General features: G+C 34.3%; 15 protein-coding genes and 1 pseudogene. 10 read left to right on the top strand and 6 right to left on the bottom strand.

All coding sequences use genetic code 11. The features are described from left to right. Window positions 1-76: 76 nt before the first annotated feature. From adhE to AC6I0I_RS01135, 4 genes are all read right to left on the bottom strand, one after another. On the bottom strand, window positions 77-2,713 hold the full coding sequence (gene adhE, locus AC6I0I_RS01150) for a bifunctional acetaldehyde-CoA/alcohol dehydrogenase (RefSeq protein WP_262953863.1): 2,637 nt from the start codon (window positions 2,711-2,713) through the stop codon (window positions 77-79). 271 nt (window positions 2,714-2,984) lie between these two features. Beyond that, complete coding sequence (locus AC6I0I_RS01145) at window positions 2,985-3,419, bottom strand: hypothetical protein (RefSeq protein ID WP_161832247.1); 435 nt, start codon at window positions 3,417-3,419, stop codon at window positions 2,985-2,987. 238 nt (window positions 3,420-3,657) lie between these two features. After that, complete coding sequence (locus tag AC6I0I_RS01140; protein ID WP_262953862.1) at window positions 3,658-4,515, bottom strand: TraX family protein; 858 nt, start codon at window positions 4,513-4,515, stop codon at window positions 3,658-3,660. Between the two features lie 11 nt (window positions 4,516-4,526). After that, window positions 4,527-5,000 carry a hypothetical protein gene (locus AC6I0I_RS01135; protein ID WP_262953861.1) on the bottom strand — a complete coding sequence of 158 codons (474 nt, stop codon included), beginning with the start codon at window positions 4,998-5,000 and terminating at the stop codon, window positions 4,527-4,529. 646 nt (window positions 5,001-5,646) lie between these two features. Here AC6I0I_RS01135 and AC6I0I_RS01130 point away from each other — a divergent pair. From AC6I0I_RS01130 to AC6I0I_RS01105, 6 genes are all read left to right on the top strand, one after another. Beyond that, window positions 5,647-6,288, top strand: a complete 642-nt coding sequence (locus AC6I0I_RS01130) for an accessory gene regulator B family protein (RefSeq protein ID WP_161832246.1) — start codon at window positions 5,647-5,649, stop codon at window positions 6,286-6,288. Then, window positions 6,257-6,445: a cyclic lactone autoinducer peptide gene (locus AC6I0I_RS01125; RefSeq protein WP_161832245.1), complete on the top strand. Its 189-nt coding sequence runs from the start codon at window positions 6,257-6,259 to the stop codon at window positions 6,443-6,445. Before AC6I0I_RS01130 ends, AC6I0I_RS01125 begins: the two co-directional genes overlap by 32 nt. Next, window positions 6,445-7,752: a sensor histidine kinase gene (locus AC6I0I_RS01120; protein WP_161832244.1), complete on the top strand. Its 1,308-nt coding sequence runs from the start codon at window positions 6,445-6,447 to the stop codon at window positions 7,750-7,752. The genes AC6I0I_RS01125 and AC6I0I_RS01120 overlap by 1 nt, the downstream gene beginning before the upstream one ends. Window positions 7,753-7,755: 3 nt before the next feature. Beyond that, on the top strand, window positions 7,756-8,499 hold the full coding sequence (locus tag AC6I0I_RS01115; protein WP_161832243.1) for a response regulator transcription factor: 744 nt from the start codon (window positions 7,756-7,758) through the stop codon (window positions 8,497-8,499). A gap of 531 nt (window positions 8,500-9,030) precedes the next feature. Beyond that, the gene (locus AC6I0I_RS01110) at window positions 9,031-9,483 is read left to right on the top strand and encodes a MarR family winged helix-turn-helix transcriptional regulator (RefSeq protein WP_161832242.1); all 453 of its coding nucleotides are present in this window, start codon (window positions 9,031-9,033) and stop codon (window positions 9,481-9,483) included. Between the two features lie 27 nt (window positions 9,484-9,510). Continuing rightward, window positions 9,511-10,026 carry a GNAT family N-acetyltransferase gene (locus AC6I0I_RS01105; protein WP_161832241.1) on the top strand — a complete coding sequence of 172 codons (516 nt, stop codon included), beginning with the start codon at window positions 9,511-9,513 and terminating at the stop codon, window positions 10,024-10,026. 114 nt (window positions 10,027-10,140) lie between these two features. Here the strand turns inward: AC6I0I_RS01105 and AC6I0I_RS01100 are convergent, their stop codons facing one another. Continuing rightward, window positions 10,141-10,656, bottom strand: a complete 516-nt coding sequence (locus AC6I0I_RS01100; protein WP_161832240.1) for a GNAT family N-acetyltransferase — start codon at window positions 10,654-10,656, stop codon at window positions 10,141-10,143. An 804-nt stretch (window positions 10,657-11,460) separates the two neighbouring features. Here AC6I0I_RS01100 and AC6I0I_RS01095 point away from each other — a divergent pair. The 4 genes and pseudogenes from AC6I0I_RS01095 to AC6I0I_RS01080 all read left to right on the top strand — a co-directional run bounded on the left by AC6I0I_RS01095 (window position 11,461) and on the right by AC6I0I_RS01080 (window position 13,692). Then, window positions 11,461-11,631: a hypothetical protein gene (locus AC6I0I_RS01095; RefSeq protein WP_161832239.1), complete on the top strand. Its 171-nt coding sequence runs from the start codon at window positions 11,461-11,463 to the stop codon at window positions 11,629-11,631. Beyond that, window positions 11,621-11,977, top strand: a complete 357-nt coding sequence (tnpB, locus tag AC6I0I_RS01090) for an IS66 family insertion sequence element accessory protein TnpB (RefSeq protein WP_161832238.1) — start codon at window positions 11,621-11,623, stop codon at window positions 11,975-11,977. Before AC6I0I_RS01095 ends, tnpB begins: the two co-directional genes overlap by 11 nt. 200 nt (window positions 11,978-12,177) lie before the next feature. After that, window positions 12,178-13,509 (top strand): annotated as a pseudogene (tnpC, locus tag AC6I0I_RS01085) (IS66 family transposase); the annotation flags it as partial. Between the two features lie 18 nt (window positions 13,510-13,527). Next, window positions 13,528-13,692, top strand: a complete 165-nt coding sequence (locus tag AC6I0I_RS01080; RefSeq protein ID WP_237658974.1) for a transposase domain-containing protein — start codon at window positions 13,528-13,530, stop codon at window positions 13,690-13,692. 180 nt (window positions 13,693-13,872) lie between these two features. On the opposite strand, the gene guaA is transcribed toward AC6I0I_RS01080, so the two are convergent. Next, complete coding sequence (guaA, locus tag AC6I0I_RS01075) at window positions 13,873-15,408, bottom strand: glutamine-hydrolyzing GMP synthase (protein ID WP_161832561.1); 1,536 nt, start codon at window positions 15,406-15,408, stop codon at window positions 13,873-13,875. Window positions 15,409-15,519 lie beyond the last annotated feature (111 nt).

Raw genomic sequence — 15,519 nt, 5'->3', positions numbered from 1 at the left:
TATGGATTTTTGTCTTAAGAATATGACTTAATTTTTTATACCCTGTTGCGAAAAAAAAGAGCCCTTAGGCTCTTTTTTAAAACTTACTTTCATAATCATAAATTAAACGCAGGATAGCTTCCATGTCATGAACCATTGGCATACGAGGATTGGCTGGCGTACATTGATCCTCATAAGCATTCATTGCCATACGATGAACAGATTCCTCCCAGGCATCTTGGTCAATCCCCTGAGACTTAATATTGGCTGGAACTCCAACTTTCTTACATAACTCTTCGCAAGCATCCGCAAACATACGTACACCTTCTTCTGGCGTTTGTGGATTTAAACCAATTAATTGGGCTAACTCCATATATTTAATATCTGCCTTATAGTTTTCAATTTTAGGCCAGATATTTAATTTGGTTGGAATCGTTCCATTATAACGGATGACATGAGGTAATAAAATCCCATTGGTGCGCCCATGAGGGACGTGCCATTCCCCACCGATTTTATGAGCCAGTGAGTGATTCATTCCAAGAAACGCATTGGCAAAGGCCATTCCCGCAATCGTCCCAGCATTATGCATTTTTTCGCGTGCTTCCGGATCGTTTTTACCATTTTTAACTGAGCGTTCTAAATAATCAAACACTAATTTAACAGCCTGTTTAGCTAATCCATCTGTAAAGTCAGAAGCTAAAATTGAAACATACGCCTCAATAGCATGTGTCAGCACATCAATCCCCGTGTCTGCTGCAATCGATGCCGGCATCGTTTTAGCGAATTCTGGGTCAACAATCGCCACTGTTGGAGTTAAAGAATAATCCGTTAATGGATACTTTTTATTTTCTGATTTATCTGTAATAACAGCAAACGGTGTCACTTCAGATCCCGTCCCTGATGTCGTTGGAATACAGATTAATCGGGCTTTTTTCCCTAACTCAGGAAATTTAAAGGCACGTTTACGAATATCCATAAACTTCTGTTTAATGTCATCAAAGTTTACTTCTGGGTGCTCATACATCAACCACATCACCTTAGCCGCATCCATTGAAGATCCCCCACCTAAGGCAATAATTGTATCAGGCTGGAACTTTCTCATCAATTCAACACCCGCATTAACTGTCTCAATGCTTGGATCTGGTTCAACATCAAAGAATAATTCCAAATCTACCTTATTACGACGACGCTTAATAACATCCTCAACTTTATCCACATAGCCTAAATTATACATTCCACGATCTGTGACAATCATCGCCTTCTCCATCTCTTTCATGTCACGTAAATAGCGAATAGAATTACGCTCAAAGTAAATTTTAGGAGGTAATTTCATCCACTGCATATTGTTATTTCGACGACCAATTCGCTTAATATTTAATAAATTAATGGCACTCACATTATTTGACACTGAGTTATGTCCGTAAGACCCACACCCAAGTGTTAATGATGGAATGAAGGCATTATAAACTGAACCGATTCCCCCGAATGTTGATGGAGCATTTTCAATGACACGAATAGCTTTACACTTTAATCCAAATTGAATTGAAATGTCATGATCTTGTGTATGAATAGCAGCCGAATGTCCTAATCCGTTAAATTCCACCATAGCAGCTGATTTAGCAAGTCCATCTTCTGTCGATGTCGCCTTTAAAACCGCTAATACTGGGGATAATTTTTCACGTGTCAATGGTTCATTTGGACCAACCTCTTGACAAATGACACAAATAATTTGGGTATCTTCAGGAACCTCAATTCCCGCTTGCTCTGCAATCCACGTTGCTGGCTTTCCAACTACAGCGGGATTCAAACGAGCTTGTGAAACATTTTCACCGTAAGCTTGGCAGCCAAACATATAATTTTCTAATTTTGCTTTTTCTTCATCATTCGCAAAATACACTTTAAAACGACTCATCTCTTCAATAAATGCATCATAAATTTCATGATCCACAATCGCTGCTTGCTCAGATGCACAAATCATCCCATTATCAAATGATTTTGATAAAACAATGTCGTTAACCGCACGCTTTAACACACATGTTTTTTCAACATAAGCAGGCACATTCCCTGCTCCAACCCCAAGTGCTGGTTTTCCACATGAATAAGCAGCCTTAACCATGGAATTTCCTCCAGTTGCTAAAATAGTCGCAACCCCTGGATGATTCATTAAACTAGTTGTCGCATACATTGAGCGCATCCCTAACCACTGAATACAGTTAGCTGGTGCCCCCGCTTTAATTGCTGCATCTCTAATTACCGTTGCTGCCTGAACCGAACATTCATACGCCGATGGATGAAAAGAGAAAATAATCGGATTTCTCGTTTTTAAGGCAATTAACGATTTAAAAATAACCGTAGATGTCGGATTAGTTGTTGGAATAATTCCACAGACAACCCCAACTGGTTCAGCAATCTCAGTAATTCCTGTTAAAGCATCCTCATTAATAATTCCTACCGTTTTTAAATGACGAAGATTATTTGTGACATATTCACAGGCAAATAAATTTTTTACTGCCTTATCCTCAAAAACACCACGTCCCGTTTCTTTAACGGCCGCTTCGGCTAATACACCATGTTGATCAAGTCCAGCTACTGAACATTTAGCCACTATGTAATCCACTTGCTCTTGATTAAATGTTTCAAAATCATCTAACGCTTTTAATGCCTTTTGAACTAACTCATCAACATGGCTATCAATTTCTTCATTTGTCCATGTCACCTTATTTTCTTCACTCATTTAATCTATTCCTCCCCAACTAAACAATACAATCATATACATTACGGTATATTAAACAAAGCGAATAAATATGACTGTCAAAAAGAAAAAAGGAACAATATTTAAAACGTTGATTCGCTTAATAAAAGAAAATTATTGATTCATGAAGATTGCTCTATCTCCATCAAGATATCACATCATTTTATTTTAAAGATACGCCATAAAAAAAAGAAGCAAATGATTCTCACTTGCTTCTTTGTCTTATCCCTCAATATCGCTCTTCTACTTCGGTTTATCCACCATAATCAGCTGTGTCAATTTTCATTTCACCGTTAACATCTTTAAAATAGAGATTCAAATCTGATGAATATAATAATTGGTCTGTTTCTTTAGACTTCATATCGTATTTAACATGGACGCGATATAAATCGTCTTGTGGTTTAATTTCCATCTTCGTAACCTCGTAATTAGGTACCTCTTTTTCATTCTCTAATTGATAAACAGTTAAATACTCGATTAAGTCACCTTTAACCGCGCTATCATCCGTAAAGTAACTATTTAATGCCTCTAATTCTGACTCATTCGTATAATCAGATAAATCATTTATCTCCTTAAAAAATTTCTCAGTCGTTGATTCAAGTTCTGTTGAAACTTTTGAATCAATATTTGAACAACCTACCATAAAAAATGAAAACAATACACCGAGTAAAGCAACCCTCTTTAACATCCTATCTCTCCTATCACCTTAAAATAAATTAATTGTTCCAGTAAAATTAAATAATGAATGAACGGTAGTATGCCGTAAAAAACTAAATATTTTTCTCTGTTAATTTCATCCCTCAAATTTTACTTCCTATTAACCTTACTACATTTTCCAAATAGAAACAATATTTTTTCCTAAACGGTCAAAAATTTATAAATCATTATCACTTCGATTCTCTATGAAAGAACTCACCGTCTATCAATCAATATAATAATAACCTTATGGCATATAAGACAACGATATGGAGTGGATAGAAAACATAAAATAAATACTTGCACCCTCGTCCTTTAGTCCCATTATAAAGAAAAATAATTGGTAAGGCAAAAATCATCATCCACTGCGGATACCCAAAGAGGATATCGCTAGTCGTAAATAACGGATTGACCCCAAATAACATACTAGAAATTGCTTCAACTAAAGGGTATAAATTTTCTAGTTGTCCATTCCACATCAAATATCTCGATAGATACGGCAGAATAGGAGAACTCACTAAAGTCATGTCAATTAACGTAATTATAATAAATGCAATAGTTAACTTAAGCCGTGAACGATAAAAAACATACATCGATAATCCCAGTAGTGCGAATAATATTCCACCATCTAAATTTAAAATATTACCTAATACGGTAACAATCATAAATAATGGAGCATCAGTCAAAAAGGCTGCCAACCATATAACTAGAAATGAGGTTATTACTTGCCATCCCAAAAATGCTGCTGCCAATACACTACCCTTTTTTAAGTTCTGCTTAAACTGCTCATATATATACATCAATATTAAAGTTATAAAGATAGTTCTAATAGAATTCAGATTTATACCACTTTTACTTATCCACAGAAAATTAATAAGACCTACAATAACGCTAAGTGAATAAATACGTAAAAAATATCTTTTTCTATTACTTGTGTGGACATATCCTAATACACAGCAATAAAGAAAGATAGGAAAGGAAATCCTGCCTATCCAATGAAAACAGTACGGCATATCCGGTAAGAAAAACCATAGATGGTCAATAAACATACTTATTAAAGCAATTACTTTTAAAACAGTACCCGACATAATAATAGTCTCTATTCAATATAGCCTTCAAAATGAGACGGCGATTTAAATTCTAAATAAATCTTATCCGATGAGCTTAGTCCATTTAAAGTATAGTTAACTGTTTTTTGGCCCGTTACTGTTTGCTCCACACCTATTTTTTTATCTGGAGAAAATGTAATTTGTTTATAAGCCTGAAATTTTAATGCAGTATCAGATGATGCTTTAAGATTCTTAGCTGATACTGTATACCAACTATCTCCTGTAAAAAGATAATTAGTATATAAACTATTATAAGCAGATTGTCCAGAATAATAATATCTCCCTTGGCTTTTTACATTCCAGACATTAGATGGCTTACCTGTTCCCCTTTCTAATGAAAGTTCAGATGTAGGAATATGAGTTGAAACCCCAATATTTTCAGCATCTGCACCCGTTGAAGCAAAGGCACTTACTCCCGTTCCAGCCGATAATAATACTCCTAATAAAGCGATTTTCTTTAACATACTATCTCTCTTATCGTTCCGTAGATTATCAAAATAAAATTAATGATTTTTTCTTGAAAGTTATATCCTTAATAAAGCTAGATATTAAGTAAATTTTCAAATGGGTATCTATCGAATATAGAAAATAACGCATTTTCATTAAAACTGCTCCCATTAGATTTTTATGATTGCTTTTTAATATGATTCAAACTATAGATTTTCCCCTCTCAAATCATAATTTTATTTCTCCTATAATTTATTATTTTTTCTAAATAAAAACAATATTTTTTCCTAAACGGTCATTTTTTACTCATAAACGGTCAAAAAGAACCTATTCCATTAGGATTTCATAGAACTTTTTTATTAAAGACTAAGGCATTTATACAGACTAATTAAAACCTAATTATCTAACCAAAAATTTGATTTCATTTGTAGATATTTCTTCGCCACCTTCACTTAAGTTTTACTCTCCTCTTCTCATCGAAAGCTTCATTTGCTTTGGATGTTTCTACATAATACAAGGGCTCCTTCTTTCAAAACATAAAATATTGAGACTTCAAATCAATACTTCCTTCATTTTCGACAAAAAACACCAATAAATGAAATTATTATTTTTAAATTCTGCAGAGTAAATGGTATAATTTTGGTGTATAAGGGGGATGAATAAATGACTAAATATGTGATTCTTTCAAAAAAAAATTGGGTAGAATTCATCGCAACTATGGTAGCCGATTGGATTAAACGTAACATTGTAATAGATGATTTAGAATATTTAAAAATAAAATTAGGGATTGAAGTTATACTAATTAACCTTTTAAAAGGAACCGTAATTTATGGTTTAGCCTTTGTACTAAATACCTTTTATTTAACCCTCATTTTGCACACTTCCTATCTTTTTTTAAGAGTTAAATCTCATGGTCTCCATGCAAAAACAAGTTTAAATTGTTCAACTATTAGTATTGTTTTATTTGTTCTACTTCCTTATTTCTCACGTCATTTTATATTCAGCAATCATTTTATTATAATTAGTTTTATGGTTTCTTTTTTATGTTTAAATCGTTATGCACCTGCGGATACCGAAAAACAACCCTTAATTAATAGACAAAGAAGAGAAAAATTACGTAAACAATCCTTAATTCATTGCCTAATTCTTTTCTTCATCACCTTAATGATTAAAAATCCTGACATTAAAAAGATGATCACTTTAGGAATCCTCAGTCAAATTATTTTTACTTTACCCCTGACCTATAAAATTTTAAAAAGGAGCTATAACAACTATGAAAAATATACAGAAACATTTGATGAATAAACTTAGGCAAGAAACCGCTAAATCGTTAGGAAAAGTCGCATCAAAAGTAGGGGATAAAGCCATTGATACTACCTGTATCGGATTTGCTTATGAGCCTGATATCCCTCAAGCATTATTGACTCGGCGAGTAAATCAAAAATTGGAGGAGACTATTTAATGACTCTTTATTTTATTCTCTTTTTACAATTAGTAACATTACTAACAGGAGCCAGTATTTTATCCCCTCAAAAAATAGCTATAAAGGATTTCATTATTTGGTTATTAATCATTACTATAATTGGACTCCCTCTTTATAATGTCATTGGATTTTTTGCGATCTTTGTCGTTATTTTATTTTTAATTATCTCGCTATCCTTGAAGACTAAGCAAGTGTTTACTAATATTCTATCAGTATGTGTCCCATTAATTATAATAGTGGTAACTGATTACTTTTCACAAATCATGGAAATGTATGTCCTTAAGAAGGTTTTAAATTCTTTTATTGTACATTATGATAGGCTCCTTACGGTAGAGCTTCTCGCTAGTATGCTAAGTATCTTAATTTGTTGTTTTATTAAATCTTTAATCGGAAAATTCCGTCAATTTCTAACGCTAGATAGAAAATATCAGAGTCTAATTCTTAGCTTTCTTTTACTAACCCTCGTTATTTTTTATTTTAATATCTTTCTTGGACAAATCCAGGGATTTAGTCCAAAACATCTTATCCTTACAGGTTTATTATTTTTCATTTATGCCGTGTTATTAGGTTTGGTCGTTATGACTTTAATCTATATCTTAAACAAGGATGCCAAGATGAAACAGGAACGTATATTAAATCAACAACTACATGAGTATACTCTTCAAATTGAACAACTCTATACTAACTTAAATAGTTTCCGTCATGATTATCTCAATATTTTATTGAGTTTAGAGGAAGGGATTCGTCAAGAAAATATTGAAATTATAAAAGATGTCTATCAAAGCATTATCCAACCCACTAAGCAGCTGGTCAAAGGTAATGACTATATTTTAGGACAGCTACATAAGATTCAAGTAGTCGAAATTAAAAGTCTACTCACTGCCAAAATTATTAAATCTCAAAACAGTGGCATTGAGGTTCGATTAGAAATAGAAGATCCGATTAATTCAATTTACATGGATACCTTTTCATTTTATAGAGTTTTCTCTATCTTATTAGATAATGCAATCGAAGGAGCCAGTACGACAAACCATCCCTATATCTCCATTATCATGATTCAAGATAGAGATGCCCAACAAATACAGATTGAAAATAATTGTGAGGACAGGAAAATAGATTTACAAACTATCTATACCAAAGGCTATTCTTCTAAAGGAAAAGATAGAGGGATTGGCTTATATAATGTCCACCAACTCTTAGAAGAGAACAAATACATTAGACTAGAAACATCGTACGAATCAGGAGTATTTATTCAAACGTTAATATTACAAAACGAGGAGCGATAAAACGTGGACATTTTTGTTTTAGAGGATAACCCTATTCAAAGAAGCCGTTTAGAAAAAATCATTAATGAGTTAATAAAAAAGAATAATATTCCCTGCCAACGTCTCTTTTCAACAGCTAGCCCGGATAAATTGCTCGATGAGTTAACATCAATGGGGAATTATCACCTCTATTTTTTAGATTTGGAAATTAATGACTATACTAAAAAAGGTTTAGAAATTGCTCAACTCATTCGTGCGAAAGACCCGTATGGAACGATTGTATTTGTAACCACGCATCCAGAATTGGCTCCTAAGACATTCGAATATAAAGTCTCCGCACTAGATTTCATTACGAAAGATCAAGATAATTTAATGTTTAAAAAAAATATTGAAGAATGTTTAAAAATTGCGAGTGAATATTTAAACAAGCCAATAAGTGAGGATTCATTTATATTTAAAAATCAGTATACAAAATTCCAACTACCCTTTTCAGACATCTTATATTTTGAAACAGCTCAGGTTGCTCATAAAATTAATTTAATAACTCCTAAAAAAACAACACATTTTTATGGGCGTTTAAGTGAACTTGAAAAAAGTGACGAGCGACTTTTCCGTTGTCATCGCTCTTTTGTCGTAAATGTATCTAACATCACTCATATTGATAAAAAGAATAAAATAGTTTATCTTAAAGGTAACTATCATTGTCTCGTTTCACGGAGGTATTTAAAAGAACTTGAAGAAAAAATAAGGGAGATTGAAAAAAGATAGACTGGCATTTGAAATATGAAATAATCTTCATATTCTTATTCACATATACACCCTTTAATAATCTAATTTATTTTTTTAGAGCTCTATTGACATCTCTGAATATAGTCAAATGAACTAGATGATTAGGCTTAGATCCCTTACGAGGACTGGGCTTTTTTTAAAGTGCCAGATTGTAATATTAATTAAGTGCGCCCCATAAAAAAGCTCATAAATCGAATCTTTATTATAAAATGAAGTTACCCCAATAATAAAGCGCTGGACTAATCACAAAATTAAAACATTTATAAACAACCAATAACCAATGTGTTAAATTCCCCACACTACTAAACGAAAAACAACACTCATCATTGAATGTTGTTTTTTTCTATGCTCATAACAGGTTGTACAATCAAGGATACATCTTCTTAGATCTTTTAAACCATATAATAGAAAAACTGTTCATAAATTTATCAAAAAATCTAATCTTCTTTTAAAAATGTTGTATTTGCAACAAAATTATTATAGAATATGTCTATACTGGAGGTTTAAAGTATGAAAGATATCTTAAGAGAAATCGGGATGATTGCCCGTTCACTTGATTCTATTAGCAATATTGAATTTAAAGAGTATGATTTGACAAAGGGGCAATATCTCTATCTCGTTCGCATCTGTGAAAACCCCGGAATCATTCTAGAAAAACTGTCAGAATTAATTAAAGTTGATCGGACAACAGCCGCCCGTGCCATACAAAAGTTAGAAGCTAATCACCTCATTGAAAAAAAGGCAGATCCGATCAATAAAAAAATTAAATGCCTATTTCCAACAGAAAAAGGCCAAAATATCTACCCACTTATTATGAAAGAACATCACTATTCAACTCAAATAGCAGTTAACGGTCTATCAGAAAAGGAACAATTACTACTCGCGACACTCCTTCATCGGGTTAGAAAAAATGTTGAAGTAAGCTGGGAACACGTTAAAAAAGGAAAAAAACGAGAATATTAATAAACTGAGCAAGAAGGGAGAAAACTTATGTCAATTCACCTACAAAAAATCACTAAAAATAACGTTCAAGACTTACAAGAGGTGAGTATTCAAACCTTTACAGAAACATTCAAAGATAATAATTCTGAAAAAAGTCTAAATGATTATCTCAATACGGCCTATGAACTTACAAAATTAGAAAAAGAATTAGAAAATCCTCATTCAGAATTTTACTTTGCTTACTTTAATAACGAACTTGCAGGTTATCTAAAAATAAATATTAACGACGCTCAATCAGAAAAAATGGGGGAAAACGCTCTTGAAGTGGAGCGTATCTATATTAAAAAATCATTTAAACGCCGAGGTATTGGTCGTCATTTAATCGAAACAGCTGAACAATTAGCAAAAAAATATCAGAAAAATTTAATGTGGCTCGGAGTTTGGGAATACAATCCTAAAGCAATCGCCTTTTACGAAACATTAGGATTTAAAGTAATCGGTGCCCACTCCTTTTTCATGGGAGAAGAAGAACAAACCGATCTAATCATGAGTAAACAACTATAAAAAGCGTAGAAACCATATTCTATGGTTATCTACGCTTTTTCTTCTCACCCTATACAGCTATCTGATTAAAATTGACGATTTAGGTCATAAATACCCCTATAAATTGTAATTTAATTATTTCATTTTCTTTTCAAAACGGAACATTCCCTCAAAATAATCACCCATAGGAATATCGTCCGAATCGTTCGGATCTTTATGCCACTTGTTGAAAAATTCAACTATATGAAAACCACATTTGTTTACATAAAAGTGAATATTACGCTTTTCAAAGTATGGGGTGCAAGTTTCCCACACGTTTGTCTCAGGGTGTAACTTCTCTATTGCTTTCCAGATAGCCTGACCTATTCCTTTGCTTTGAATGCCGTTCTTTACATACAAAAAATCTAAATAATTGTGTTGTGTTTTTTTGTCTATCACTACAATAGCACCACCCACAAGTTCACCACCGACAACAGCTTCATAAGCCACAGAACCTTCTGCATTTAAGGAGCGGTCTATATGCGATTCGGGTAAAATCTGCTCATTTATTGCGCCGAAGCCTTCGACCGCACTTTGTTGAAAAGCTATTTGCATATCTTCTTTAAATTGAACAGTATGTTCAGACTGTAATATTCTTAATTCAAAATTCATTGTGCTACTCCTCGATAAATTGTAATTTTTTCCCTTATTATACTCTTTAATTGTTAAAAAATCTACTCGATAAAAGGAAATGACTGTATAACATTACTCGCATAGCACAACTTGACTTTAGATGAATATCAATTCTGCATTGACAAACGCTCTTACCCTCGCTGTAATATTATCTATTTTCTACACTCACAGCATTTGTGTGACATTCTCCTTTTCACCAAACTGTTTTTATCTGGGCCGTGTCCAACTTATCGCCAATAGTCTACAATCTTTTCGTCAAGAACTGCAACCTCTTTTTCCCGTTGTTTGAAATCAAAAACAGACAAATACTTTTCGTTCATATCCTTTTATCCCACTTGATACCGTATCATTCGATAACGGTGGCAAGCTATCTTTTTCGACTTATACCTATTGCGACTACTCCATATTGCTACGAATTCTATCCTTGAAACCTTGTACAGCAACCGCTTATCGTTCCCGATATTGATAACGACCTCAGACTTATGCACATATTGTTTACATTAAAAAATCTTTACAGCTTGAAAGCCGAAACATACAGAAACGGTAAAATTATAACAGCACATTCTGTCGAATAGAGTTATACCTATCTAAAGTATGATGCAACATAGACGTGCGCAAAAATTCCTTCACAGAAAACATGCAACGGTTAAAGCATTTGATGACAAACTCAAAAAATATAATGGGGTAAGACAAAAAGAGCGTAAGCGCGTAATATAAACATGTCTATTTTGACCTCCAACTTTGAGCTATACTTTAGCTATCAAAGAAAAGGAGGTCATTTTTATGAAGGAAAGTCCATTAATTGTTCCGATTCAACTTGAAACAGATTCCACTAAAAAAAGAACTCCCATCTGTTGTGTTCAACTGAATGGAAGTGAAATAACTTTTTATCCTGGGATTAATGACGATCTTTTAAGGAGAGTTCTGACGGAGTTGATGAAAAATGTTAGTTGATTTCACTCATGTTAAAAATATTTTTGTCGTTTGTGGTCGGACGGATATGCGTTGTGGGATTGATCGTCTCGCGGGAATTATTACGGATAAATATAATTTAGATTTATTTGATGATGCCTTATTTCTTTTCTGTGGTCTAAAAAAGGATCGATTTAAAGCACTTTATTGGGATACGGATGGCTTTATCCTCTTATATAAAAGGCTAGAGAATGGGAACCTTCAATGGCCACGAAACCAAGAAGAAGTCAAAAAGTTAACGAGTCAGGAGCTTCGCTGGTTACTTGAGGGACTCTCTATCCAACAGCCTAAAGCTATCAAACCCGCCCGCAAAGGATGCATTAATTAAAAATGGTAATAAATCCTGTATTTTCTATATAAAGTTGGACATACTAAGACTAATAAAATCATTTAGAAAAGAGGTGAGCCAAGTTGAACACGTTTGAATCAAAACTAATCGAAGAAAATCAGAAACTATTAAAGAAACTGGATCAACAAGCTCAACTACTCGCCCAAAAAGAGGAAAAAATTAATAAGCTCCAATTAAAAATGATGGAGCAGACCGACAAAATTGATACGCTTATTGAACAGGTTGAGTTTCTTTCAAAAAAGCTTTTTGGATCCTCAAGCGAGAAAACTAAGGTTGATCCAGGTCAGCTTACCCTTTTTGGGGATCCTGTATTAGAAGAACCTCTGACAAAGGATGAACCGACAGAGGAAATTACGTATCGCCGTCGTAAGACATCTGGTCGTAAAGCAGAATTAACGAAAGATTTACCTATTGAAGAAGTTCATTGTGAACTTCATGGAGAGGATTGTACATGTGACCATTGCGGTCAGGCCATGAAACCAATGGGGAAAAAGGTTGTTCGTGAAGAAGTCTGTTTTGTACCTGCACGATTATATAAGAAAGTTTATATTTCACATGCCTACGAATGTGATTGTCATGATCCTAATCTTGAAGCTAAATCCATTCGTTGTGCCGAGGTTCCTAAGGGACCTATCCAACGTAGCTTAGCAGGACCAACAACATTGGCTTGGCTTTTTCATCAAAAATTTGAACTCGGATTACCAACTTATCGCCAAGAGAAAGAATGGTCGTCTTATGGATTAGAAGTAAGTCGGAAAACTCTCTCTAATTGGATTATCCGTGCCTCTTTTGATTGGCTAGAACCTTTATATAAACTATTTCTAGATAAATTACGCCAACAAGAGGTCCTACATGCGGATGAAACATATTATCAGATTTTAAATCGTTCGGATGGAAAACCTGCTACATCAGAGGCTCGAATTTGGTTGATTCGTACCATCAAAGATGTGTCCCATCCCATTGTTTTTTATCACGCCGATTTAACACGCGCGAAGTCTGTTATTTTAGAACTACTTCGGTCGTTTAAAGGATGGCTTCATTGTGATGGCTATATAGCTTACAAAGATTTGCCAAATGTGACCACTGTGGGTCCCCTGCCATTTACGAAGTAAATGTCTCCACCGTTGGTAGGGAATGGGTGTTGGGCACATGCACGCCGGAAATTTCAAGAGGTTTCAACGGAACATGGGAAAGCCAAACAAGCCGTTCACTTCTGTAATCAAATCTTTCGGTTAGAACGAGAGTTGATACACCTTTCCCCTGAGGAACGTCAAATCCAAAGAGAATCAAAAATTCGGCCAATCATTGAATCCTTTTATCAATTTATTGAAGGGATTCGTACGGTTAAAGGTAAGTTACAAACAGCGATTGTTTATGCCCAGAACCAAAGACGAGCACTCACAGAATTCTTGTCAAATGGACGTTTAGAGATCTCTAATAATTTAGCCGAACAAGCTATTAGACCCGTTGTCGTTGGACGTAAGAATTACCTCTTTTCAACGAGTGTCAAAGGGGCCCAAGCAAACGCCATGGCATATACCTTAATTGAAACAGCCAAAGCCAACGGATTAAATGTCTATCGTTATTTAACCTACCTTTTTGAAAAACTTCCAAATTGCGAATTCTTAGTAAATCCACAGCTATTGGGGGACTTTTTACCCTGGTCAAAAATAATTCAAGAAAATTGTAAATAAAAAGCAAGATTCAGTGTGCCTTTAGTGTACAACGAACCTTGCTTTTTTTCTATCCGTATTATAATTACCCGCTTACAAAAGAGCTATCAGAGTTTCAAAAACTCTAATAGCTCTTTCCTTATTCTTATGATAATTCAAATGACCAAAAATCTTGGTTTATGTTTTTTTAGAGGTGTAAAATTACTCCCACTCAATTGTTGCAGGCGGTTTTGAAGTAATATCATACACCACGCGGTTAACATGTGCCACTTCGTTTACAATACGAACTGAGATTTTTTCTAATACTTCAAATGGGATGCGTGCCCAATCAGATGTCATTCCATCGATTGATGTTACAGCACGAACAACAATCGTGTAATCATAAGTACGCTCATCTCCCATGACACCAACCGATTTAATATTCGGTAATGCCGTGAAATATTGCCAAACATCTCGTTCTAAGCCTGCCTTCTTAATCTCTTCACGTAAAATAAAATCCGAATCACGAACAATTTCTAATTTTTCTTCTGTCACTTCACCAAGAACGCGAATTCCAAGTCCTGGTCCTGGGAATGGTTGACGGAAGACAATTTCCTCAGGTAAACCAAGTTCTAATCCTAATTGACGAACTTCATCTTTGAACAACGTATTTAATGGTTCGATTAATTCAAACTCCATATCCTCAGGTAATCCCCCAACGTTATGATGCGATTTAATCGTTTGTGCCGTATCTGTTCCTGACTCAATAATATCTGTATATAACGTTCCTTGCGCTAAGAATTTCATATCTTTCAATTTAGCAGACTCTTCATCAAAACAATAAACGAACTCATTTCCAATAATTTTACGTTTTTGCTCAGGATCAGAGACACCTTTTAATTTGCTTAAGAAACGGTCCTGTGCATCAATTTTAATAAAGTTCATATTGAATTTTCCGTCAAATGTTTCAACAACACTCTCTGCTTCACCTTTACGAAGCAATCCATGATCAACAAACATACATGTTAATTGATCACCGATCGCACGATGGATAAGCGCTGCAACAACTGAAGAGTCAACCCCTCCACTTAAAGCACATAAAACATTGTCGTTTCCAACTTGCTCACGGATTTTTTGAACTTGTTCTTCAATAAAGTTTTTCATTGACCAATTCGCTTGTGCACCACAAACATCGAAAATAAAGTTACGTAACATGTCTGTCCCATAAACTGAGTGTTGAACTTCTGGATGGAACTGCACAAGATAAATATTTCGTTCCTCACAAGAAGCAGCTGCGATTGGACATGAATCACTACTTGCATCAACTACAAATCCTTCTGGTAAGTTCGTCACGTGATATCCATGACTCATCCAAACAACTTGCTCCTTAGGTGTATTCGCAAATAATTTACTATTATTTTTAACTGCAATTTCAGCCTTTCCATACTCACGTTGTTCTGCACGTTCAACTGTCCCACCGTGCATATGAGTCGTTAGCTGCATTCCATAACAAATTCCTAAAATCGGTAATCCTAAATTAAAGATTTCAGGGTCAACTGTAAAGGCACCCTCTTGAGTAACACTATTCGGGCTTCCACTAAAGATAATCCCTTTTACATTAGACATTTTCTTAATATCTGCGGCCGTTAATTTGTGTGACTTTAATTCACTGTAAACTCCAAACTCTCGGATTCGTCGTGCAATTAATTGATTGTACTGACTCCCGAAATCAAGAACAATAACTTGATCGTGTTGCATACCCTTCACCTCTTTTACTTCGTTCTTTAAAAAAATTATAGGCAAAAACCTATAATTTTCTTATTTCCATTATATAGTATAAAATTCTTTTTTTCCACATTAATTCGACAA

The organism is Turicibacter sp. St.80E1 (genome assembly GCF_059728495.1).
Note: the sequence above shows the minus strand (reverse complement) of the source record. Positions and strands in the feature narration are given on the sequence as shown.